Here is a 21,552-nt window from a genome sequence, read left to right as displayed (position 1 = left end):
TCTCGACGCAGCGGTGTGAGACGGGCATTCTTATGGATGTTCATTCGGATCCTCCGATGGATGCTGAAGCGTGGTAACTCCAGTCTCCTCGGTCCGGTCCGAATGGACAACCTCCCGAAAGCTCACAACTAGTCCTCCTTCGCCGGGGTCGGGACCGAGATGGGCGGCATACATCCCGAAGACAGCCAGGCCCCGAGCGAGGTCGATGCCGACCAGCCGATCTACTACCGACCCATTCCTAGCGTCGGCAACCGGTGCCTTCATTACCATGGTAGATTCCCTTGCTGGGTGTGTGGATCGCGGGAGCCGCGATAGGAGAGCCGGTCGGCTGCTGCCGTCGCCTCGTGAAAGGGTTCAAAACATCGCGCCATCTGGCGCATCGAGCCGGCGACAGAGCTGTTCAGCCATTAGCCTGGGGTAAGAACAACAGATCGGCTCACAAAGCCTGTGTCACGGACCTGAAAAGTGGTGTCGCGGAACCGTCGTTTTTTGCATGATGGCTAAGCCGAGAGATCCACTGCACCGACGAGAGACTCAGCGACGTTAGATATCCGATCAGTACGCCGCGGCTCCGCCGGTGACGATCACCCCGGGTGTCAAGGCCAGGGCGTAAACCTGCCATAATCTGTGGTAGTGCGCCCGCGACCAATCCGTTCGACAAAGCTCGGCGCATGGTCGAGCCAATCATATTCTTCCATGTGGCTGTTGCCTGAAAAACCGAAGACGCCGTTCGCTGGTCCAGCTGTTCCAGACCTCGGCCTGCGTCGGTCATTAGAACCGGCGCGCCTGTTTCCCAAATCAATTTGCTGATGCAGCCGCCGGGGGTCACATTGAGCAAAAGTGCCGAGGTCAGGACGGGTTTCATAGGGGCTCTTCGTTTGGCTTTGTTAACGACCCCTTTCTTGCAAGTTGTAGCTGACAGCAGCCTGAAAGCTCCCCAAATAATTCGCTGCCGCCGGTTCAGCCTATTGTCAGCTTCGACCAATAAGATGGGAGCCTTGCCCTCATACCGGAGCTCGGCAGCATGATGCGAATACTGCTCACTGAAGACGATAAGGACCTTGGAAGTGCTATGCACGATCATTTGGTGGCTGGTGGCCACGCGGTCGACTGGGCCAAGAACCTGTCCGAAGCGCGCGATTATGCAGCTGTGGTCGGCTACGACCTTATTTTGCTCGACGTTCACCTGCCGGACGGCAATGGGATCGACTATCTGCGGGAGCTGATCAAGGAACTTGAATCGGCACCGGTCATCATTCTGACAGCCTGCGATCGGATTTCGCATCGCATCGAGGGCTTCAACGCTGGAGCCGACGACTATTTGGTCAAGCCGTTCGATCTGGGGGAACTCTCAGCGCGTATCCATGCAGTGGCACGTCGCCATGGGCATTTTCCGGAGCCGCAATTTTCGGTTGGGACGCTTTCCATACAGGCAGCCGAGCGACGCCTCTTCCGCGACGGGCAGGAGGTCTACCTGACTTGACGCGGATGGGCGGTGCTCGACTACCGTCTGCCCCAGCCCTGCACGGTCGTTTCAAAAGGGAAGATCGTGGACGCGCTTTTCGGCAGACGGCGCTGATTCATACTCTAAAAGAAAATTCGGCTTCCAGTTGCCTTGGCCATGACTGCCCTTCCCGAAAGATGGGTGACAGTTCATTCCGGATAGATGGGTTACACTTTCGGCCCTTTGCAAGGAGAGCAAGGTGCCTTGGAAGGAGTGTAACGTCATGGAAGAGCGGCTGAAGTTCGTCGCCCGGCTGCTGGACGGCGAGAAGATGGCGGTGCTTTGCCGGGAGTTCGATATCTCGCGCAAGACCGGCTACAAGATCCTCACGCGCTACAACGACAGCGGCCTGGAGGGGCTGACGGACCGATCGCGGCGGCCCTATCGCCACGCCAATCAGCTTCCGTTTCAAATCGAGAAGCTGATTGTGCGCCTCAAGCAAGACAAGCCGACATGGGGTGCGCCGAAGATACGCGAGCGGCTGGCCCGGCTGTATCCGGATGTGCACCGGCCCGCGATCTCGACCGTGCATGCCGTGCTCGACCGCCGGCATGGTCGAGCGCCGCAAGCGCAGGCGCAACAGGGCGACGGGGACACCACTTTCAAACGGCTGTCGCCCTAACGATCTTTGGTGTGCCGACTACAAGGGCGAGTTCGGCAGAGAACACGGCCGGGACAGGGGATCACAAACACTTGACCGTTCCAGACCCTGGCAGTGGCGCATCGATTGACCGTTGGCTCTGTTCGTGGGCACCGAAAATAGGGCCTTCTTGGTCCTCGGCAGAGAATATGGCCCGGACGGGGGATAACAAACACTTGACCGTTCCAGACTCTGGCAGTGGCGCATCGATTGACCGTCGACTCTGTTCGCGAGCGCCGAAAATACGGACGACCCCTATGGTCAAAGTGCACTTCTGACCTGCTAGGCACTGTTCGATAACTGGAGGCACCCGCTACGGTGCCCTCGTATTTAAGACACCTGTCAGTTTCAAGCCTGGACATTGACGCGTGGCGCGGCTGCCATTCGTTGACCGCCACGTCGAATTGCCCGCCAACCAGTGTACAGCCGCCGGTGGTCACATTGAGCAAAAGTGCCGAGATCAGGAGGGGTTTCATAAGGCCTCTTCGTTTGGCTTTGTTAACGACCCCTTTCTTGCAATTGTAGCTGACAGCAGCCTGAAAGCCCCCAGATATTCGCTGGCGCCGGTTCAGCCTACTGTCAGCTTCGATCAATAAGGCAGGAGCCTTGCCCTCATACCGGAGCTCGGCAGCCTGATGCGAATACTGCTCATTGAAGACGACGACGACCTTAGAAGTGCTGTGCACGATCATTTGGTGGCTGGTGGCCACGCGGTCGACTGGGCCGAGGGCCTGTCCGGAGCGCGCGGTCATGCAGCTGTGGCCGGCTACGACGTTATTTTGCTCGACGTTCACCTGCCGGACGGCAATGGCATCGACTATCTGCGGGAGCTGATCAAGGGGCTTGATACAACGCCGGTCATCATTCTGACAGCCCGCGATCGGATTTCGCACCGCATCGAGGGGCTCAACGCTGGCGCCGACGACTATTTGGTCAAGCCGTTCGATCTGGGGGAACTCTCGGCACGCATCCGTGCAGTGGCACGTCGCCAAGGGCATTTTCCGGAGCCGCAATTTTCGGTTGGGACGCTTTCCATACAGGCAGCCGAGCGACGCCTCTTCCGCGACGGGCAGGAGGTCCACCTGTCTGGACGCGAATGGGCGGTGCTCGACTGCCTTCTACGCCGGCCCGGTTCGGTCGTTTCAAAGGGGAGGATCGAGCACGCGCTTTATTCATTCAATTCGGAGTTCGAGAGCAACACAGTGGAGGTTTATGTCAGCCGGCTCCGCAAGAAGATCGGCGGGGATAGAATAGCAACCGTGCGTGGCTCCGGATACAGGCTCGTGGTCACATGACGAACTCGAACAGCATGACGAGAAAGCTGATATCGTGGTTAGGCGGGGCAACGCTCCTGGTTTGGATCGCCGCCCCAACCATTGCTGCGTTCATTTTTTGCAATAATGTAAACGAAAGTTCGGATGACTTGCTCCAGGCGAGCGCAGAGTACAGAGAACCAGAGCTGATCAAGGTCTTGAATGGAAAACACGTTGATCAATACAATAACCACTTGCCAACTTATAAAAAGTACTGGACCTATCGTGAGCAGATTATTAATAAGTACGGGGTAGTGCTTATTTCCGAACCGGAAGAGGGTCAGCAGCCCTTCCCTGATGCTCCCCTGAGTAACGGCTTTTGGGGAAACGCTGATTACCGCGTCTACACAGAGGAGATCCAAGACGGCGTGTATCATCAGTTGGCCGAACCGCTTGATGGCCGCCGTACCACAATCGCGAAGGGCGCACTTTTTGTCTTCCTTCCGACACTCGTGCTCCTGCCCTTTAGCTTAGCTGTTTGGTGGATCGTGATCCGGCGCTCGCTGCGGCCAATCGAGGTACTGCGACAGCAGATCGGATCGCGCGACGGCGGCAATCTGTCACCAATGGACTTGGGCGATTTCCCGGCAGAGTTGGCTCCAATCGCGGCATCCGTCAATCGGCTTCTCGATCGTCTGCGGGCGGCTCTCGAGGCCGAACGCGAGTTCGCCGCAAACAGTGCGCATGAACTGCGCACGCCGATCGCAGGTTCAATCGCTCAGATGCAGAGATTAGTGGCCGAGCTTCCCAATGGGTCGGCCAAAATGCGTGCGCGCGGCATCGAGCAAGCGCTGTCGAGCCTTGGCCGCCTTGTCGAAAAAGTGCTTCAGCTCGCTCAAGCCGAATCGGGGGTTGGCATGGCGGATCACGCGATCGATCTTGTCCGATCGGTTCGGCTGGAAATCGACGACCTGAGGAAAAAGCCGCAATATGCCGGACGCCTGCATCTTAACGTCGACGGCTGCACCACTTTGATGCGCAAAGTGGATGTCGATGCGTTTGGGATCCTCCTTCGTAACCTGATCGAGAATGCGCTGATACATGGACTGCCCACTGTTCCGACAACAGTTTCCGTCCAAACTGATGGAACCATCGCTATTGCAAACGCCGGACCGGTGGTGCCCCTCCCCGACCTCGAAGGGCTTACAAAGCGATTTAGTCGTGGTGCTACTCCTGCTGCGGGCTCAGGCCTTGGTCTACATATCGCTAACATGGTTATCCAGCGGATCGGTGGCAGTCTAGAGCTTGCGTCGCCCGCCCGCGGTCGCAATGATGGTTTCGAGGCGATCATACGAATTCCTCAATGACACCGGTGAATTCGACGACAGTTGGACACAGGGCGGATTGCTGGCAAGGCTGCTGACAGGGCGAACTGTACGGCAGTATGTATACGGCGTAGAAATCGTACTTCACACAACGCATTTCGGCCGCGGCAATCAATGCCGCTATCATCGTCTGAGCAGTTCGATCGAAGCGACACGACATGATCGGCAAAATCGAAGGCTCCGCCTCACCGCTCGCTCGATTTCGCCCGGGGAGAAAAAAGGCCATCCGAGAAAGTGCAAGCCGCCGCGCAAAGGCGACGTGTCCAATTGTCTGGGTGCCCCTGTGCGCCGGCCCGATCGGGTTGGCGGGGTCCAGTAAGGACCCGGACCAACCATTCCATTTAGACGACCGGCAGGTTTTAATCGGCGTCCGGATCGCCGTCCCAAAATGCCCCAAGTATACGGCTAGAAAGGCTGCCAACGATCGAGCTTTGGTCGGAGGCGTGCTTGTCAGCGTCTTGGGTGCTTGACCGGCCTTTGCAATGGCCATCGCCATCGCAAGTATCGTGCGTGGCCAGTGAGACCGCAATTTCATCAGCCTGGAGCCGACCGTATCGGTGCTTTTTTATGATTTAGGGATTTTTCGTTTTCCTCTTGGATCATCACGGGTTTGGAGAGGATCTGGTGTTAAGTGCCATTCGGAGCGCCGGCGAACCGCCCGAAATTAATGTGGTCGAGTGATGAAGCCTCCCGAATGCGTTAAACGAGACCCTTTATGGCGGCCCTGGCTGACAACAGTCTGAAAGCTGCAAGCGGCATGCGAAAATGGGGCGATCCTGAATGACGACAGATGCTATCAACATGAAAGAGGCTCGCCCTGAAAGCTGAGCACGCTTTATGCTCAGGCTGCTGACAAGGCCAAAGCAGCGTAAGTGCGTAGTGAAATCCAAGGTCCACATGGGTCGTCGCGCGTCCCATGCGCCTGGGAAGGCGCCGGCCCGGCCAAGCTTTCCCAGCTCGTCCGCATGATGCTTCGCTGAGCGTCAATGGACGTTGGCGCGAGACCAAGGCGTCGTGCGTTGCAATCCGGACGGTCCAGGGTATCAGGAGTTTCACGGCCTCGGCCCGCTTGGCTGGCCACAGTTGAAGCTCCAACGTACCGGCTGGCACCGGGAAATTGGGCTCTGCGCTGCCTCAACGCTGATGGCACGGTCAATGCTTGCCTACCGATGGGGCCGCCCATGCCGTGATGCTGTCGGTCGACGTTCGCAAACCAGACCCTCGCGAGACCCAGCGAAGGGGCTCGCCGGTACGACGAGGGACCTTACCTCTTTATGCGCGGCATCATTAGCCTTACACGTCGTCCCTCGCGCTCGGGTCTTTGTGGGGCGGATGAAGTCCTGATCGCGGTGGCACTGCTGCATGTTTGCGTAAGACCCATCCAGTCACGATCGCGCTGTCCTTCGATGTCGCGGTGCTGATAGGCGGGCAGATCGGTGTGCGCGGCGCCCGCCAAAGGATCGTCGTCACGCCGGAGGAGGCGAGCGTCATAGCCGGCGCGCCGGCGAAAGGCGCTTTCTGTCGGATGCCCGACAATGTCGGATATCGCAAGTATCAAGGTTGGATCAAACCTTGCGAATCGGGGCTTTCTTACTTGGCACGGGGCATGCTCAGGTATCCGCAAACACCCAATGGATAACGAGCAGACTTCCCATGGCCTCACCATGCCGAAAGTTTCCCGGACGCATCCAAAGATGAGGCTCGCGTCAGGCCCAGCAACACGCTGACGGCTCATGTGGCTCGGCGTCGCGTGCCGATCCACTTTCTCCCAATAGGCGTTCGGGAGACATAGATCCTTCAAAATGAGGAACAGATCACTTTGCCAGGAACGCAGCCCATAACCCCACTCTCCCTACCAGAACTACCAAGCAAGCCCCGCACTCATGGGCTTCGCAGGACGTCCGTTGCGTCCGAGTTGGTCGGCGCGGGGCCGGCTCCGATCCCCGTCGCATGGGAGGACGGCAAGGCGAGGGATTTCGTGCTCGACAACGGCATGGAGGTGGTCGTCATTCCCAACCACCGGGCGCCGATCGTCACCCACATGGTGTGGTACAAGATCGGCAGCGCCGACGAGCCGCCGGGCAAATCCGGCATCGCCCATTTCTTCGAGCATCTGATGTTCAAGGCGACGACCAACCATGCGGGCGGCGAATTCGACCGCGCAGTGTTCGAGATCGGCGGCTCCAACAACGCCTTCACCTCCTCCGACTACACCGCCTTCTATCAGACAGTGGCGCCGTCGGCGCTCGAGCTGATGATGAGCTTCGAGGCCGACCGAATGCGAAACCTCATCCTGACCGACGATGTCGTCAAGACCGAGCGCGATGTGGTCATCGAGGAGCGCCGCTCAAGCACCGACACCAACCCGCAGGACGTTCTCCATGAGGAGATCGACGCGACGCTGTGGCAGAACCACCCCTATCGCATCCCGATCATCGGCTGGATGCAGGAGATCGAGCAGCTGAACCGCGTCGACGCCACCGTCTTCTATGAAAAGTACTACTGGCCCAACAACTCCGTGCTGATCGTGGCCGGCGATGTCGAACCGGACACGGTGCGGGCGCTGGCCGAAAAGACCTATGGCAAGGTGGCGCGCGGACCTGACCTGCCGCCGCGCATCCGGCCGGTTGAGCCCGAGCAGAACACCAGGCGCACCGTCACGCTCTCAGACGCCCGCGTCAGCGTGCCCAGTTTTTCGACGCAGTGGGTGGTGCCGTCCTACCACACCGCCAAGCCGGGCGAGGCCGAAGCGCTCGACCTGCTGGCCGAAATTCTCGGCGGCGGTAACCGCGGCCGGCTCTACCAGGCGCTCGCTGTCCAGCAAGGTATCGCTTCCAGCGCCCGCGTCTATTTCCAGGGCACTGTGCTCGACGACACCAAGTTCGCCATCTATGGCGCACCGCGCGGCGATGCCAAGCTGGCTGATCTCGAAGCGGCGGCCGCTGCCGAAGTTGCCCGCATTGCCGAGGATGGTGTCAGCAACGAGGAACTAGGCAAGGCCAAGGACCACTATTTGCTCAATATGATCTTTGCGGAAGACAACCTGGACTGGCTCGCCAGCATCTACGGCTCGACGCTGGCCACCGGCGGTACCGTGAAGGATGTCGAGGAACGGCCGAATCGCATCCGCAAGGTTACCCCCGAGCAAATCAAAGCAGTTGCCGCCCGCTATCTCGCGTTCGACCGTTCGACCACGGGCTATCTCTTGCCCAAGACGGAGAATCAAGAGATGACGCTCGGCGCTCGGCCCCATGCTGCGATGAACATCCAGGAGGTGAAGTCCGAAAAGGGCATCATCGCCTGGCTGGTGGAGGACCACACAGTGGAAATCGTCAACATCGGCTTTGCCTTCAAGGGCGGCACCAAGCAGGACCCGGTCGGGAAGGAGGGGATGGCCAAACTGATGGCCGGCCTGTTCATCGAAGGCGCTGGCCATTACGACAGCGGTGCCTTCCAGGTGAAGCTCGACCATGCCGGCGCCGAAATGAGTTTGGACGCGCAAAGCGACGACATCTACGGATCGATGTGCATGCTTTCCAAAAAGCAGGACGCGGCGTTCGGCCTGCTTCGGCTCGCGCTGAACGCGCCGCGCTTCGAGCAGGGGCCGATCGATCGCGTCCGCGCCGAGATTGTCTCCCGCATCGTCGGCAGCGAGCGAGACCCTAACGCCATCGCTCAGCGCAAATGGCTGCGCGCGATCTATGGCGCGCATCCTTGTTCAAGGCCGGGAGAAGGCACAAAAGAGAGCCTCCCCGGCATCACGCCGTCCGACCTCCGCGCCTTCCACCAGGCCATTTTCGCTCGCGACGGGCTCCATATTGCCGTGGTGGGTGACATTGACGCGAACACGTTGAGGGAAAGGCTTGACCAGCTGTTTGGTGATTTGCCTGAGCAACAAACCCTCGTCCCCGTCTACGATGTCGCGCCGAAACTCGGTCAACTGGTGGAGGAGAACTACGACCTGCCGCAGACTTCGCTGACGTTGGCCTGGCCTGGCGTGAAGCCTAGCGCGCCGGATTTCTACGCGGCCGTGCTGCTGAACGACATCCTTGGCGGCTCATACTTGACTTCCCGCCTTTACGAGGAGGTACGTCAAAAACGCGGCCTTGCCTATCACGTCAGCTCTGAACTAACCCTTGACTCGCTTCTGGTTACGACAGAGACACGCTCGGACTGCGCTGCCCAAACACTGAGCATCGTGCGAGATGTGGTAAAGCAGATGGCGCAGCAAGGACCGACCGGGGCCGAGCTCAAGGCGGCGAAGAAGCACCTGATCGGCGCCTATGCCATCGACCAACTGGGCTCGACCCGCTCGATTGCAGACCGGCTCCTGGATTTGCAGATTCACAAGGCCGACGTCGACTACAACCAGCGTCGCGCCCGCAGCATCGGTCGGGTGACGCTCAAACAGGTCAAGGCGGCGGCCAAAAAGCTGCTTTCGGCCGAGCCCGCCATTTTGGTGGTCGGCCCGCCGCTGGGCGGCGGGGATGAGTAAAGAAACTCATCACACCTTCCTTCTTCATCGGGGCTTCTCGTGGGAAGAGCGTTGGAGGCCCGTGGGCCAAGCAGATCATGCAGACGCGCGGAGTCGTTTTCGCCGACCTTGCGCGGCATTGGCGGTCCGGCGGCCTCTCGCCGAAATGGCGCTCCTCAGCATGTATGCCGCCTTTTTGCAGAATTCAGTCGCACGCCACCAGCAGGCATGGTGGATGAAGCAAACATCCGACTGCTTAATCCATCAATTGATGAACCGCGGGCACTCAAACTAACGAAACTGCTGTCTTTTCATCGGGCTAGCGTGGTCTACCAGCTGCTTTGCCGAGGCCCTACGACGAACCCACTGGTGCAGAATACACACTGACGGCCCGTCGACCTGGATGTTCGCTGCGTTGAGGAGGAATCCGGTATTGCCCCTGTGCCTGCCGATGATCCGTCGCCTGAAATCCCCGCACCTGTTTGGAGCCATCGACCGCCTGCCGGCACTCGGCAGACCAGTTGGCAATAAGACGTTCGAGGTCGTCAATCCGTCGACCGGCGAAGTTTTGGCAGAGCTTCCCGATATGGGCGTGGAGGAGACACGTGCTGCGGTAGACAAGGCCTATGTTGCGCAGTCGGGATGGGCCGCGTTGACGGCCCGAGAACGTAGCGACGTTCTTTGGCGATGGCATCAGCTGATCATCGACCATGCAGGCGATCTCGCCGCGATTCTGACTGCGGAAATGGGCAAGCCGCTTGCCGAAGCCATTTCAGAGGTATCGCATGCGGCGGCGTATCTGCAATGGTATGCCGAAGAGGCCAATCGCGTCTATGGGGAGACGATCTCGGCACCCTCGACAGACCGCCGAATGCTAGTGATCAAGCAGCCCATCGGCGTTGTTGGCACGATCACGCCATGGAATTTCCCGGCCTCCATGGTGGCGCGCAAAATCTCGCCGGCCTTGGCTGCGGGCTGCACAATCGTGCTCAAGCCCGCTGAACAGACGCCGCTTGTGGCTGGCGCAATGTTCGCCCTCGCCCATCAGGCCGGCTTTCCCGATGGCGTGGTCAACCTGATCTATGCGTCCGAAGGTGATCGCGTGGGCCGTGAACTCTGCACCAATTCCAAGATTCGAAAGATCAGCTTCACCGGTTCGACGGAGGTCGGACGGCTGCTGATGCGTCAGTGCTCTGACCAGATCAAGAAGGTCAGCCTTGAACTCGGCGGCAATGCACCTTTCATCATCTTCGATGATGCCGACATTGACGGTGCTGTTGACGGTGCGGTCCAGGCGAAGTTCCGCAATGCCGGCCAGACCTGCGTTTCCGCGAACCGCATTTACGTCCAATCGAGCGTTCACGATGAGTTCGTCAAGAAATTCGTGGAAAGAATCCGGCACTTGTCGGTTGGCGACGGATTCGATGCCGGAGTGGACATCGGACCGCTCATCGACAAGCATGCTCTGGCCAAGATCGAGTCTCACATCGCAGATGCCATTGCGAAAGGCGGCACAATACGATGCGGGGGCCAGCGTATCGGCAAGAATGGCACGTTTTTCGAACCCACGGTCCTCACCGAGATTTCCAGCGTCATGGCAGTCGCGCAAGAGGAGACATTCGGGCCGCTCGCGCCGATCATTCGCTTCAACGATGCGGATCAGGTCGTGCGCGAGGCCAATGACACGATCTACGGCCTCGCCGCATACTTCTATGCCTCAAACCTGAAGCGGGTCTGGCGTGTGGCAGAGGCTCTGGAATATGGCATGGTTGGCATCAACACGGGACGCATGTCCTCGGAGGCGGCACCGTTTGGCGGGATCAAACAATCCGGCATCGGGCGGGAGGGTTCCCGTCATGGCCTCGAGGACTATCTGGAAATGAAATATCTTTGCATGGGCGGGATTTGAAACCTGCTGCACTGTCTCTCCGCCCCACCGGGGGGCGGCCTGCGGTCAATGCCGCCACCTAATTGGAAGTTCCAAACGCCGTTGACCTGAAACACGGATGCCCGGCAGGAGACTGAGCTCGCTGCCGGGCCGGACATGCCTTGGGAGGGCATAAATCAGCGCTCCTAGGGCCGATGGGCCACTCAGTTCGTGCGCCTTTTGCCGATTGCGTTGCATGTGCCGTGCCAAGCCAAAAAGCATTGATAAACCGCCGATGGATCAGCTTTTGCCCTGTTGCGCATTCTACATTGTGGGATATGCGACAATGCCCAAGCGGTTGAATCGTCGTGTTGCAGAACCCCAGACGGGTCATGACTGCTATTCTTAGGACAGTGCGCAGCAAGCCGCTACTCGCTGCACTCCAGGCACACCATTTCCATAATCAAGCGGTGGGTGCTATGTCTGACCGAGCTGTCGACCAGGGAACGGTGTGAGGCCTCAAATCCCTCCATATTGTTGCACCCGCCGGTCCAACAGGACTGCAGGTCCGGACTCAAAGGATCTTGGCTGCTATGGCGACATTGCGGTGCACGCCGCTTTCCGACCAATGATGTGCGTCCAGGTCGAGGCCGGCCCTAATGAACCACCGCCTTGGCACCCTCGCCCATCTCATTTTCGGCATCGACAAGCTAGACCAGAGCGCACTTGCAAGGCGCCATGCAGTCCTGTCGGCGGGCGAACTGTTGGTGACGGGTACAGCTGCGAGCGAACGTTCATCCACCGACGCACAGCGCGGACTGTCGCTTTTCAAATTAGGAAATCTCTGTAGCCACCATTCATGAGCGCGCGGCCACGCGAGACGGCCCGACGGATGCGGTCGCGCAGATGATCGCGAGGATCCGCCCAGTCGGCATGGACGCGCCGTTGACCGATGAGAACTTCGGCGAGCTCGCGATGAGGTGCTCCGGCGAGCGAACCGTCGAGCGCACGAAGAACGAAGGACAAACGAACGCCGCGCTTTTCCGGCGCAAACAAGCGGGGGGGCAACTGTTGCCCTAGACTGAGAGCATTGAGGCACTCCAGTCCCCTCAGTCGATGCTTTAAAAGCACCGCGGGCCAGATGGCTTGCGTATGCAGGCAAACAGGGTGGAGGATATTCGCGCCCGAGACGGCGAGCTGCAGCGCGTGGTCCGCATTGCGAAGAAGAACATGCTGGCTCTTGTCGGGCGCCAGCAGGACGATTGCACGACAGGGCAATGCCGAGAGTTCGAACGGCGGTGTCGGCGACGAGGCAGGCAACCGTTCCGCAATGACCGGCAGCACATGGACGCACCAGAGCGGACACCAGAATACGACCGAAGCGCGGCCACAAGACTCCGCGAAACAGAACACCCCAGCGTGACAGGTCGCCGGCCGACGCGACCATATCGAGAAAGGATTGGAGAGACCAAGTCTTGCAATGCTGGCGCGCAGCGGTCAGATCGCGCTGGAACGCTGGATTGCGGCGTAAGAACTCCCAAGCCCACTCCCGCAGCGTCAGGCCAGCGGTGTAGTCGTATGATCTTTCATCCCGCCAATCGGCCTGATCCGCGCCAGTCAGGAGATTCATGACTGACATCCCCTGCCCGCGCCTGCGTGCGTCGAAACATTATGCCACTTCGCAAAGCATCGGCGTAGGCAGCAGACGTCGAAGACCCCGTTTCGTTGAAGCGTCAGCCATCGCCACTGTCGGCGACAGAAGATGTGCCCAAATTGCCACCAGACCGTCGAACTGGCACAGCGACGGCCAGCGCGACCTGGAATTGATCCCGTAACAGTCATCGGCTCCTGCGTCGCGATCCAGACGTCCCTTGAAGGCGCAGTAGCGCGGCAGTGGATCGCACGCTGCTTGTCGGCAAGTTGTCGTAGCGGCGGCGCCATAGGCACGGTCATCGGAGGGTCTCCTGCGGCAAGCTTTCGCCATTGGAGGCCAATCTCCCCGCTAGGGCAGCCTGTGCAGTTGCACAGGTGAAGCGGATCAATCAGGGGGAGCCATGGCGGAAACTGGATGATGGCGGCTTGAGGAGAGCGGCGTATCGAGGCGGGTGATGAAGCCTGCCAGTACCTCTCAAGGAGAGTGATACGCCATGAACGAGACTATCAACACATTGTTCGCCTTCGTCAGCCCGACGAAATCGATGATACCCTGACGGATGTACTTCGCAGCGGCGCGCGCAAATTGCTTGCGCATGCGATCGAGATGGAGGCCGAGGCGTATGCCAAGGCGGTCGACTGCCTGACGAAAGATCATATTGCGTCGCTGGCGCTCTACGATTTCCCCGCCCAACACTGGGATCATCTGCGAACGTCCAATCCCATCGAAAGCGTCTTTGCAACCGTTCGCTATCGCACGGTGCGTACCAAGGGCTCGCTATCCTCGAAAACCGCCCAGCTGATGGTCTTCAAGCTGTTGGCCGCGGCCAGGAAGTGGCGACGATTGAAAGGACAAAATCAGTTGCCGAAACTCATCGCAGGTGCCAGGTTCCTGGACGGAATCCAGGTCATCGAAACGAAGCCGCAGAGCGCCGCTTGATCAGCCTCGTCACCCAAATTCCAGCATAGCTCCATCGGAACTGCCAGCCTTCCTTGCCGATCAGGCGCATATCAGCGCTGACGATACCGAGGACGGCGATGGCGGTCACCTCCAGGCCGCCGAGTAACGACCCTCAAAACACCGCACTGGTCGAGGCCAGCCTGAACCGGTATCTTGTGCCTGCCCTCGGGAGTCGCTCTATCCACCATGTGATCGACACCGACATTGCTAACGTCACCAAGAAGATCGTCGCCGGGGGTCACCCGCAAGCGGCTAACACGGCCTTCTGGTGTATGCGGGCATTTTTCAACTGGTGTCGCAAACCGCCGCAACGGCTCATCCGCGGTTTCCCCGCGAGGGATTGGAAAATCCGGATCCGGCCCCGATCGTCAAGCGCAAGCGAGTGGTGAACGATGCCGAACTGGCGGCTATATGAACGGGCTGTGAGCCCGAACCGGGCGATATCGGCTATTCGTTCGGCTCCATCGTCAAGCTGCTCATTCTGACCGGACAGAGGCGTACGGAAGTTGCCGCGATGCGTTGGTCCTCAACCTTGAAGCCGGAACATGGAACTATCGGGTGACCGCACGAAGAACGAAGAGCCTACGCTTATTCCGCTGCCCACACTGGCGGTGTCGGTCCCCCAGACGGTACCGAAGACCAATGACACGTTTTTTTCCCTGCGAGGGGCAACGAAAGAAGCCACTTCTCAGGCTACGCGAAGGGCAAGAAGGCTCTAGACGGCAAGGTCAATACTGACGGGGTGGCTTTGGAGAACTGGACCCTTCACGATCTGCGCAGGACGCTCGCGACAAATCTCGGCAGGCGGCAGGTATTGCCACACGTCATCGAGCACATACTGAATCACAAGGCGGCGTCCTTGACAGACATTGGCGAAATCTACAATCTCTATAGCAAAGTCAAGGAGAAGCGCGAGGTGTTGCAGATGTGGTCAAATCACATCGAATGGCTGATCAAGCAGGCTGCGGATGACGCTCTGGCGGCGTAGCTGCTGGCATGGGCGGAAGATGCGGCGCAACAATCGTCAGAGCCTCATCGAATTGGAGATCATGCTTGACCAGCAAATGCGCGGCCAATGCTTCGATGGCCGACCAGTGATCGAGTACTAGCCGGGCCGTGCAATCTTCGATCCGCCCCCAATCGGGGCGGCGCGGCATCAGGAACCGCAACTCACCATAGATTCGCTTGGCATCCGCGTAGTCGCAGCTCCCCTCATTCCCATCGGACGCATTCATCGCCATATCGCGCGGGTCCAGATAGCCTTCGAATGCGGAGTCTGCAAAAGGACCTGCCAGACACGCAACTATCTCCCGGATCGCATCATCGCGTTCCAAACATCGATCCATATCGTCCTCGAAAATCGGCTTTCGCTTCGAGGTGAATCCTTGCGCTGAATAAAAACCCGCGCCTTCGACAACACCACCGCACTCTCCGTCACCGGCGTCGGGGTAAATACTAACACTTGAGAAAGCAGGGAGTTCACGGTCGTCGTCGAACGTCTGACGGTGCAAAACGATGGCGGCCACCGCGTGCCCGGCTTCGTGATGCGCCACAAGCGGCAGATATTGGGAGGCTACATTCATGCGGTGCGGCTCTCAGGTCTAGTTTGCTTTTGCGCATAGGACCGCAATTGTCGTGCCAACTGGGAAAATCGTTTCGGGCAATGCGATCGCTCCGATAGCGTTGCGTCTCCTGTCTGACATTGTTGGGAAGTCGACACGCGCCCGTCGCAATGCGGTCGACCTTCCGCGCGAGTTGGGTGACCCGTGAAGGCGGCCGACCAGGACGATGTTGCGCTGATCGGCGACGAAGGCGCGGCCGGGCGAGATCGCGCATCAGGGGGTGACCGGCGTGTCGGCGAAGTCGAAGTCGTCGATGTCCTTGGCCAGCGGCAACTTGGCGACAGCGAACTGGTATTTGATGGAGCGGGCCTGCTTCTCCGATATCTCGGCCTGCAAGAGATCACCGACAATCCTGGGCGGCTCGTGCCGTCGCTTGATGGCGACGCGCCCATGATCTCGTCATAGGCTCTGCGCATTCCGTAGAGCTTCAGCGCTCCCATCAGTTCCAGTACCTCGGTGCGTTCCATGGCTGTTTGTCCTCCTGAGACTGTCATAGCGGGTGCAGTCGGCGACACTCGTGAGCTAGCTTCAGCGCTTGGGGAATGGAAAGGATCGTGCCCGGCGCCGGATCGCGGCTGCGGGCCAGGATGTTGAGGATCACCGGCGCCGACGATGCACCGTGCTCGATGGCTTCCTGACAGGCGGCCTCGACCGCGCTCAATCCGTCGGTCAGCACCCAGGTGAGGATCAACACCATCTGCCGGTCGACGTCATCAACCGCCTTGAGCTGCGCCGCACCTTCTCCATTGCCGACCGCACGACCCAGCTAAGGAACGGCGCGCGCCGTGTGCCAGGGATCGTAGACGACCTCGTTGCGGCCAAAGGAGCGAACGTGTTCTCCCACGACCACGCCATCCTCTGGCGGATGCGATCCGATCGACATAAGCATGGATCTCGACGGGCCGACCGACGGCACTCGACAGCACCGAGTATTTGTTGTTGTCGAAGCGCACCGTGCAGGTCTTCGACACCGACGGGGGAATGCAGTGGAAGCCGTCGAAGCGACCGGCAGCCGCTCCCGCTGCGGCTTGGCCGCATTCGCCGACAGCAGCCGGTCCCGCGTCTCACGCCGAGCTCCCATGCGGGGATAGGGCTGGTGCTTGCGCTCGTAGCGGAACTCCGTCTGCTCAGAACGCAGGACCTTGCGCACCACCTTGCGCGAGATCTTCAGCTCACGGCAGATCGCCTTGATCGACTTCCCCTGGACCAGCGACAGCCGACGTATCTTTGCAATCGTCTCTAAAACCAACATCCAAAACACAAATGCCTCCGATCAAGCCGGAGGCATCTTGATGACCCCATCGTTAAAGGGTCCCGTTTGGACGAAAATCACCCTTTAAACAGGGTCCCCATTCCACGAAAAATCAATGCACTACCTTCCAAAGCTGCGAGAGATCGCCACCGACCGCTTTGAAGGGGCTTTCGGCGGTCTCGTCAGCGAGGTTGTGGCATGAAGAAACATCAATCCACAGCATTGGGCCGAAGCATGCCACGGGCTCATGCCGCGGGAGAGCGGGAAGATATTCTTGAAAGAAGCGGTCTCCGACATCAATACCGACAGGATGGGCAGCTTTCTCACATCACTTGAGGTCGAGCGTGGCAGTTGCGACCCGCAATGCAAGGCTGGCGGCGATGGATGCCTTTGCGCGGTTCCTGATTTCGGAGCACCCCGAATATTAGGATACGCTGCAACTGGTGGTGACACTTCCCTTCAAGAGGGCGCGTGGGTGGCACCTGTCGAATATCTCGATGAGCCCGGAAATCAAGAGCGTCCTGGCGCGTATCGTCCGCCGCACGCCTTCTGGACAGCGGGATTACGCTCTGTTTTCGCTGATGTTCAATACGGATGCACGAGTTCAGGGATCCTGAATCTTCGATTGTGACCTTCGTCTGGTATCGCCCTGTCCCGCCGAGCAAAGCAACGACCGCCCCACACTGCTCACCCGGTTCGGTGTTCCATACTTGCTGCGCACACATGGCTGCGGGCGAAGGAACCACCATGGCGGAAAAAAGCATCCATCATCGCCCTTTGCGGGACACGACGGCCATCCACCTCGTCAAGGCGGGTGTTGACATCGCCACCATCAGTCGATGGCCAGGCCACTCGGGCTGAACTAACGATGCGCTACGCCCAGGCCGGTATCGATATGAAGCGGCAAGCGCTCGAACAAGGCTTCCCCGACGTGATGTCATCGGCAAAAGATCAGACGATCATCGCTTTGATGGCTGGATGTTTGGCTGGCTGCACCGCTTGTAGACGCTCAGTTATGTGGAGTTGTATCGCGGGAAGTCGCGCGTCTTGGGCTTTTGCGGTGTCAGCTCCACATCTCTCCGCAGTGCACGTTGTCACTGTTGAAGAGCCGTTTGTTCAATCTTCGTCCTGGCACGGCAAGGGTTGTCGATATTGTGGGCGTCTTGCGCTTGCCGAGCTTGTCCGAAATCCAGCGCCGGATCAGGCGTGAACACTGTTGCGTAGTTCGTCAGCCAGAGCGCGGAGAACGTCGGCGCTTCCTTCCAGCGCCGTAAAAGCGTAGGGATTGAGGAACTGTCGGCCCCAGAACAGATTGCGATCTGTGCCGGATAGCGTAGCTTCCTCGCTGACACGCGGCCAATTCTCCGCAATGCATCGGAGCTGGCCTTCAACAATCGCAAGAGCTTCCGGCGCGCTGAGCAGGAAGTGATGCGCCGCTTCAAGGCAGGACGCTATCCGGCTCATGCGGTTATTGCCGCTGATGAGCATGGCCTGGCTGGCCTCCTGGCCACTGCGGGCCTGCGGACAAATATCGTACGCAGGCGTGAGGGTGAGCTTAGCGCCGTCCCAGAATGCCGCATGGTTGCGGGCATGATCGTCGGTGTTGCCGCAAAGTATGTTGAAGACAATGCGGCTGAACAACTCGCGCAGAGTTTCCGACGGCGCGGTGAATCGGTGGCGAATGATCTCCGCCAAATCCTGGTAGCTGGCGTAACGCGCCATCATCTCATCGAGCGCGAGCATCGTCAGCGCTGAGACCATGGATTTGCGTTGCCAGCCGCCCGTGACCTTGATCCGGTCGAATCGCTCGACGAGCAACACGTCGTTGCCTGCGGCGCGAACGAGCGAGACGGATGCCGCTCTGATGCCGCACAAGGCGGCAAGCCGCATGGCTATGAATTCTCCTTTGACGACGCTGTAAAGGTCGGCAGACGAGGAAAATTTCGCGACATGCTTGACGGCGTCACCCTCGATCAGCGCCTTTGGCCTTGCGCCGCCGATCGAGCTGCCGTGATGCAGCGCCTGATCTAATTCGGGGGTGAGCGGAATACCTTTCTCTACCCGCTCCGCCGATTGGACAAGCTCTTCGAGAGTGGCATTGGCCAGTGCGCGCGGCTCGTAATGCATTGGCGAAAACTGAAAATCGAGCGCGCCGATGCGGTCCGAGCCTGATTCCAGCAAGAACGTCAGTTCTGAAATATCGAGCCGCGCGATTTCATCGCCCTTCACACCGAATTTGCGGTTTAGGATAACCCGTCGTCCCCAGGCATCAGGGGCAGCATCGCGGATGCATCCCGGCATGGTTAGGCCAGGAAGCAAAGGCAATTCGCCTGCCTTCAGGGGCAGTTCCGGGAGATAAAGCGGGATCGCGCTTCCCAGTTCACGAAAGCTCCTGCCATAGTTGAAGCTGACGAGTCCGTCATGGGCATATAGCCGCCCGGCGACAACCGGCGCGGTCTCGCCCGGCAGCCAGACCCAGACATAGGCTTCGTCGTACTTGGGGACCTTAGAACTCATCGACGATCTGCTTGCCGGCCTTGTAGACGTGCTTCGGCAGCAGCGCGATGCGATCGTCCATGCGGCCTGTGAGGGCTGTGATGCCATTGCCGTCGGCATCGAACAGCTTCACACCGACAATGGCAGCAGCTTCGAACATCAGTCCGATTTCGACTTTGGGATCGCCCTTCTCGATGCGCTGCAGGGTGCTGCGTGAAACACCGATTCTCTCGGCTAACTCCTGTGCGGTTAACCGGTGCTGCATCCGGCCAAGCCGGATGGTCTTACCGAAAAGGCCAAGCGCTTCCATCGCGTAGCGCGAATAGGTGCGTTTATACGTTGCCTTCATTCGGGTCTCTGTGACCTATGCATGATCCATATCGCCTTCTTTCGAACTTTATATAGGTAATGTCACAGAGCGACTGCCAAAGTCAAGACTCCGTATCGCAAGCGTTACCCATCCGAACGAGGAAGGCGGATATTGCCGACGGCTCCTGCACAACCGGCCAGCTCTGCGCGTCTCGGGCGAGGCGGAGATCTGGCGCTGGATCGCGGACAGCCTTGAGACGCCTCGCATGAGTCATTCATGGGCGGTCCCTGGTGCGGGGCCGCGGCGCTCGACTGCTGGCCGACATTCTCGGCGGCGGGACCCGCATCCGGCTACACCAGCACTTTTCGACCGCATACGCGCCCAGCTTCTCTCCGAAATCATTGCCAATGAGCGCGAACCTCATGCGATCGCCGAGCTGGCCTGGCGGCGCGGAATCTACGCACGCATCCGTATTCGAGACCGCCCAAGGGAGGCTGACTAGCGTAACGCCCTCCGATCTAAGCGCCTTCCACAAAGCCGCTTTCGCACGCGACGGGCTGCATGTGGCGGTCGTAGGCGACATAGATGCCAAGCCCTGAGAGTAAGGCTCTACCAGCTGTTCGGCGATTTGCCTCAGAAACTGGCGCTTGCCGGCGCGAACCAGTGGTATCGCGAGGGCGAGCACGCCGAGCGCTTTTCCTCCGCCCTCCACTGACCACAGACCCGCACGCAACGAAGCCGCGCTCGATCTTATCGTGGCGTGGCTAGGTGCAATGTTTGCTCTCGCCATCAGGCCGGCTTTCCCGATGGCGTGGTCAACCTGATCTATGCGTCCGAAGGTGATCGCGTGGGCCGTGAACTCTGCACCAATTCCAAAGATCAGCTTTACCGGTTCGAACGAGGTCGGACGGCTGCTGATGCGTCAGTGCTCTGACCAGATCAAGAAGGTCAGCCTTGAAACCGGCGGCAATGCACCTTTCATCATCTTCGATGATGCCGACATTGACGGTGCTGTTGACGGTGCGGTCCAGGCGAAGTTCCGCAATGCCGGCCAGACCTGCGTTTCCGCGAACCGCATTTACGTCCAATCGAGCGTTCACGATGAGTCCGCCGAGAAATTGTGGAGAAGGTCCGGCACTTATCAGTGGTCCGACGTCTACTCCCGGAGCGAAGCCGTCGCCAACCCAAGATCGAGTCCCACATCGCAGATGATAATTCGATGCGGGGCCGAACGATAAATATGCATGCTTTGGCCACCCCGAGGCAGGGCTCATTGAGATGATCCGACCGCCTTGGAACAAAGATGGGGTAGAGCAGATGAAGCGTTGGCAGCGTGTCTCCATTCGACGCGAGCGCTTAGGATGGGATCACGATCATTCGCATCACGCGCAGCCGCAAGGGCGATGCCATGGCTACTTTGGAATCGTTGAAGTGGTTTGAGCCGGACAGTCACAAATACACCCGTTACGCCGCGGCTCAGGAAACGGGGCGGCGTCCGGCGGTGGAGGTGCTCGCTGACTTAAAAAGGGTGCGGGCAGTCGTTGCGCTTGAGAGCGACGACATTTGGGATCCGGCACGGGGTGACCTGCTGCCAATCGGCAGTTAACAGGGTCCGACAAAAGTGTGCACAACATGCTGCTGAAGTGGCCTCCGGAAGCGCTACCGGAAGTTACGCGTCTTGAACTTGATAGGGTCGATATGGTCATACTGCATCGACGATGTCGCGCCCCTTCGGCATGCCGCGCGGATCGATGCCCGATCCGCCGTGATGAGCCTCGTCCCTCGGCCGTGCGGCAACGGAAACGGCGTCTTGCGGTTTCCCACGCTGGCCAGCCCGGCCGACAGATCGGTCAGCTCGTGGGCGACGAGGTGCACCACCTCCTCTTCCGTCGGATGCGTCCGCGGACGCCGAGCATGGCCGAAGCAAGAAGCACGCGCCGGAATTTCTCGAGAGATCTTGACCCAGACGACGACGTTTGCCGCACCCGTCTCATCCTCCAGAGGAACATGAAGCCTTTGGCCGAGCCCGGCCGCTGCCGGACCAGCACCAGGCCGGCGGCCTCGAGCCAGCTTCTGCCTCGCGCCTGCATAGCATCCTGACAGGTCACGGTGCGGCGCCGGTTAGGCGGCACGCC

At 59.4% G+C, this 21,552-nt stretch carries 11 protein-coding genes and 6 pseudogenes; 10 read left to right on the top strand and 7 right to left on the bottom strand.

Features of this window, described 5'->3' with window-relative positions:
• Window positions 1–1,024: 1,024 nt before the first annotated feature.
• The 7 genes and pseudogenes from EN818_RS29555 to EN818_RS29525 all read left to right on the top strand — a co-directional run bounded on the left by EN818_RS29555 (window position 1,025) and on the right by EN818_RS29525 (window position 11,165).
• Window positions 1,025–1,483 (top strand): response regulator transcription factor, encoded by a 459-nt coding sequence (locus EN818_RS29555; protein WP_224570033.1) that lies wholly within the window; start codon window positions 1,025–1,027, stop codon window positions 1,481–1,483.
• A gap of 244 nt (window positions 1,484–1,727) precedes the next feature.
• A pseudogene (locus EN818_RS29550) lies at window positions 1,728–2,160 on the top strand (helix-turn-helix domain-containing protein); the annotation flags it as partial.
• A 619-nt stretch (window positions 2,161–2,779) separates the two neighbouring features.
• Window positions 2,780–3,439, top strand: a complete 660-nt coding sequence (locus tag EN818_RS29545; RefSeq protein ID WP_024505389.1) for a response regulator transcription factor — start codon at window positions 2,780–2,782, stop codon at window positions 3,437–3,439.
• Entirely contained in the window at window positions 3,436–4,764 is a 1,329-nt protein-coding gene (locus EN818_RS29540; RefSeq protein ID WP_135905966.1) for a HAMP domain-containing sensor histidine kinase, read from the top strand. The genes EN818_RS29545 and EN818_RS29540 overlap by 4 nt, the downstream gene beginning before the upstream one ends.
• A 1,933-nt stretch (window positions 4,765–6,697) precedes the next feature.
• Window positions 6,698–8,002: pseudogene (locus EN818_RS29535) on the top strand (pitrilysin family protein); the annotation flags it as partial.
• A 9-nt stretch (window positions 8,003–8,011) separates the two neighbouring features.
• Complete coding sequence (locus EN818_RS29530; RefSeq protein WP_245518887.1) at window positions 8,012–9,277, top strand: pitrilysin family protein; 1,266 nt, start codon at window positions 8,012–8,014, stop codon at window positions 9,275–9,277.
• 412 nt (window positions 9,278–9,689) lie between these two features.
• Window positions 9,690–11,165 carry an NAD-dependent succinate-semialdehyde dehydrogenase gene (locus EN818_RS29525; RefSeq protein WP_095486045.1) on the top strand — a complete coding sequence of 492 codons (1,476 nt, stop codon included), beginning with the start codon at window positions 9,690–9,692 and terminating at the stop codon, window positions 11,163–11,165.
• Window positions 11,166–11,951: 786 nt separating this feature from the next.
• On the opposite strand, the gene EN818_RS29520 is transcribed toward EN818_RS29525, so the two are convergent.
• Complete coding sequence (locus tag EN818_RS29520) at window positions 11,952–12,467, bottom strand: DUF2285 domain-containing protein (RefSeq protein WP_224570032.1); 516 nt, start codon at window positions 12,465–12,467, stop codon at window positions 11,952–11,954.
• 793 nt (window positions 12,468–13,260) lie between these two features.
• On the opposite strand from EN818_RS29520, the gene EN818_RS29515 reads away from it, so the two are divergent.
• Together EN818_RS29515 and EN818_RS29510 are read left to right on the top strand one after the other, a co-directional pair.
• Entirely contained in the window at window positions 13,261–13,716 is a 456-nt protein-coding gene (locus tag EN818_RS29515; RefSeq protein ID WP_256748481.1) for a transposase, read from the top strand.
• A gap of 763 nt (window positions 13,717–14,479) precedes the next feature.
• Window positions 14,480–14,725 (top strand): tyrosine-type recombinase/integrase, encoded by a 246-nt coding sequence (locus EN818_RS29510; RefSeq protein WP_126080680.1) that lies wholly within the window; start codon window positions 14,480–14,482, stop codon window positions 14,723–14,725.
• Here the strand turns inward: EN818_RS29510 and EN818_RS29505 are convergent.
• The 5 genes and pseudogenes from EN818_RS29505 to EN818_RS29485 all read right to left on the bottom strand — a co-directional run bounded on the left by EN818_RS29505 (window position 14,691) and on the right by EN818_RS29485 (window position 19,417).
• Window positions 14,691–15,320 (bottom strand): hypothetical protein, encoded by a 630-nt coding sequence (locus EN818_RS29505; RefSeq protein WP_126080679.1) that lies wholly within the window; start codon window positions 15,318–15,320, stop codon window positions 14,691–14,693. The two genes, EN818_RS29510 and EN818_RS29505, sit on opposite strands and share 35 nt — an antisense overlap.
• Before the next feature lie 192 nt (window positions 15,321–15,512).
• Window positions 15,513–15,826: pseudogene (locus EN818_RS34010) on the bottom strand (ATP-binding protein); the annotation flags it as partial.
• A 10-nt stretch (window positions 15,827–15,836) separates the two neighbouring features.
• Window positions 15,837–16,369 (bottom strand): annotated as a pseudogene (locus EN818_RS34005) (IS21 family transposase); the annotation flags it as partial.
• 1,442 nt (window positions 16,370–17,811) lie between these two features.
• The gene (locus EN818_RS29490) at window positions 17,812–19,128 is read right to left on the bottom strand and encodes a HipA domain-containing protein (RefSeq protein WP_063169281.1); all 1,317 of its coding nucleotides are present in this window, start codon (window positions 19,126–19,128) and stop codon (window positions 17,812–17,814) included.
• Window positions 19,118–19,417, bottom strand: coding sequence for a helix-turn-helix transcriptional regulator (locus tag EN818_RS29485; RefSeq protein ID WP_210326673.1), 300 nt, complete (start codon window positions 19,415–19,417; stop codon window positions 19,118–19,120). The genes EN818_RS29490 and EN818_RS29485 overlap by 11 nt, the downstream gene beginning before the upstream one ends.
• Window positions 19,418–20,067: 650 nt before the next feature.
• Here EN818_RS29485 and EN818_RS32960 point away from each other — a divergent pair.
• A pseudogene (locus EN818_RS32960) lies at window positions 20,068–20,564 on the top strand (aldehyde dehydrogenase family protein); the annotation flags it as partial.
• Between the two features lie 512 nt (window positions 20,565–21,076).
• On the opposite strand, the pseudogene EN818_RS29470 reads toward EN818_RS32960, so the two are convergent.
• A pseudogene (locus EN818_RS29470) lies at window positions 21,077–21,537 on the bottom strand (OB-fold nucleic acid binding domain-containing protein); the annotation flags it as partial.
• Window positions 21,538–21,552 lie beyond the last annotated feature (15 nt).

The sequence above is a fragment of the Mesorhizobium sp. M3A.F.Ca.ET.175.01.1.1 genome, assembly GCF_004791945.1.
GTDB lineage: Bacteria > Pseudomonadota > Alphaproteobacteria > Rhizobiales > Rhizobiaceae > Mesorhizobium.
Note: the sequence above shows the minus strand (reverse complement) of the source record. Positions and strands in the feature narration are given on the sequence as shown.

Coding starts and splice junctions, on each gene's coding strand:
- EN818_RS29555 (WP_224570033.1), top strand. CDS start 1,025: ATGATGCGAATACTGCTCACTGAAGACGATAAGGACCTTGGAAGTGCT.
- EN818_RS29545 (WP_024505389.1), top strand. CDS start 2,780: ATGCGAATACTGCTCATTGAAGACGACGACGACCTTAGAAGTGCTGTG.
- EN818_RS29540 (WP_135905966.1), top strand. CDS start 3,436: ATGACGAACTCGAACAGCATGACGAGAAAGCTGATATCGTGGTTAGGC.
- EN818_RS29530 (WP_245518887.1), top strand. CDS start 8,012: ATGACGCTCGGCGCTCGGCCCCATGCTGCGATGAACATCCAGGAGGTG.
- EN818_RS29505 (WP_126080679.1), bottom strand. CDS start 15,320: ATGAATGTAGCCTCCCAATATCTGCCGCTTGTGGCGCATCACGAAGCC.
- EN818_RS29490 (WP_063169281.1), bottom strand. CDS start 19,128: ATGAGTTCTAAGGTCCCCAAGTACGACGAAGCCTATGTCTGGGTCTGG.
- EN818_RS29485 (WP_210326673.1), bottom strand. CDS start 19,417: ATGGAAGCGCTTGGCCTTTTCGGTAAGACCATCCGGCTTGGCCGGATG.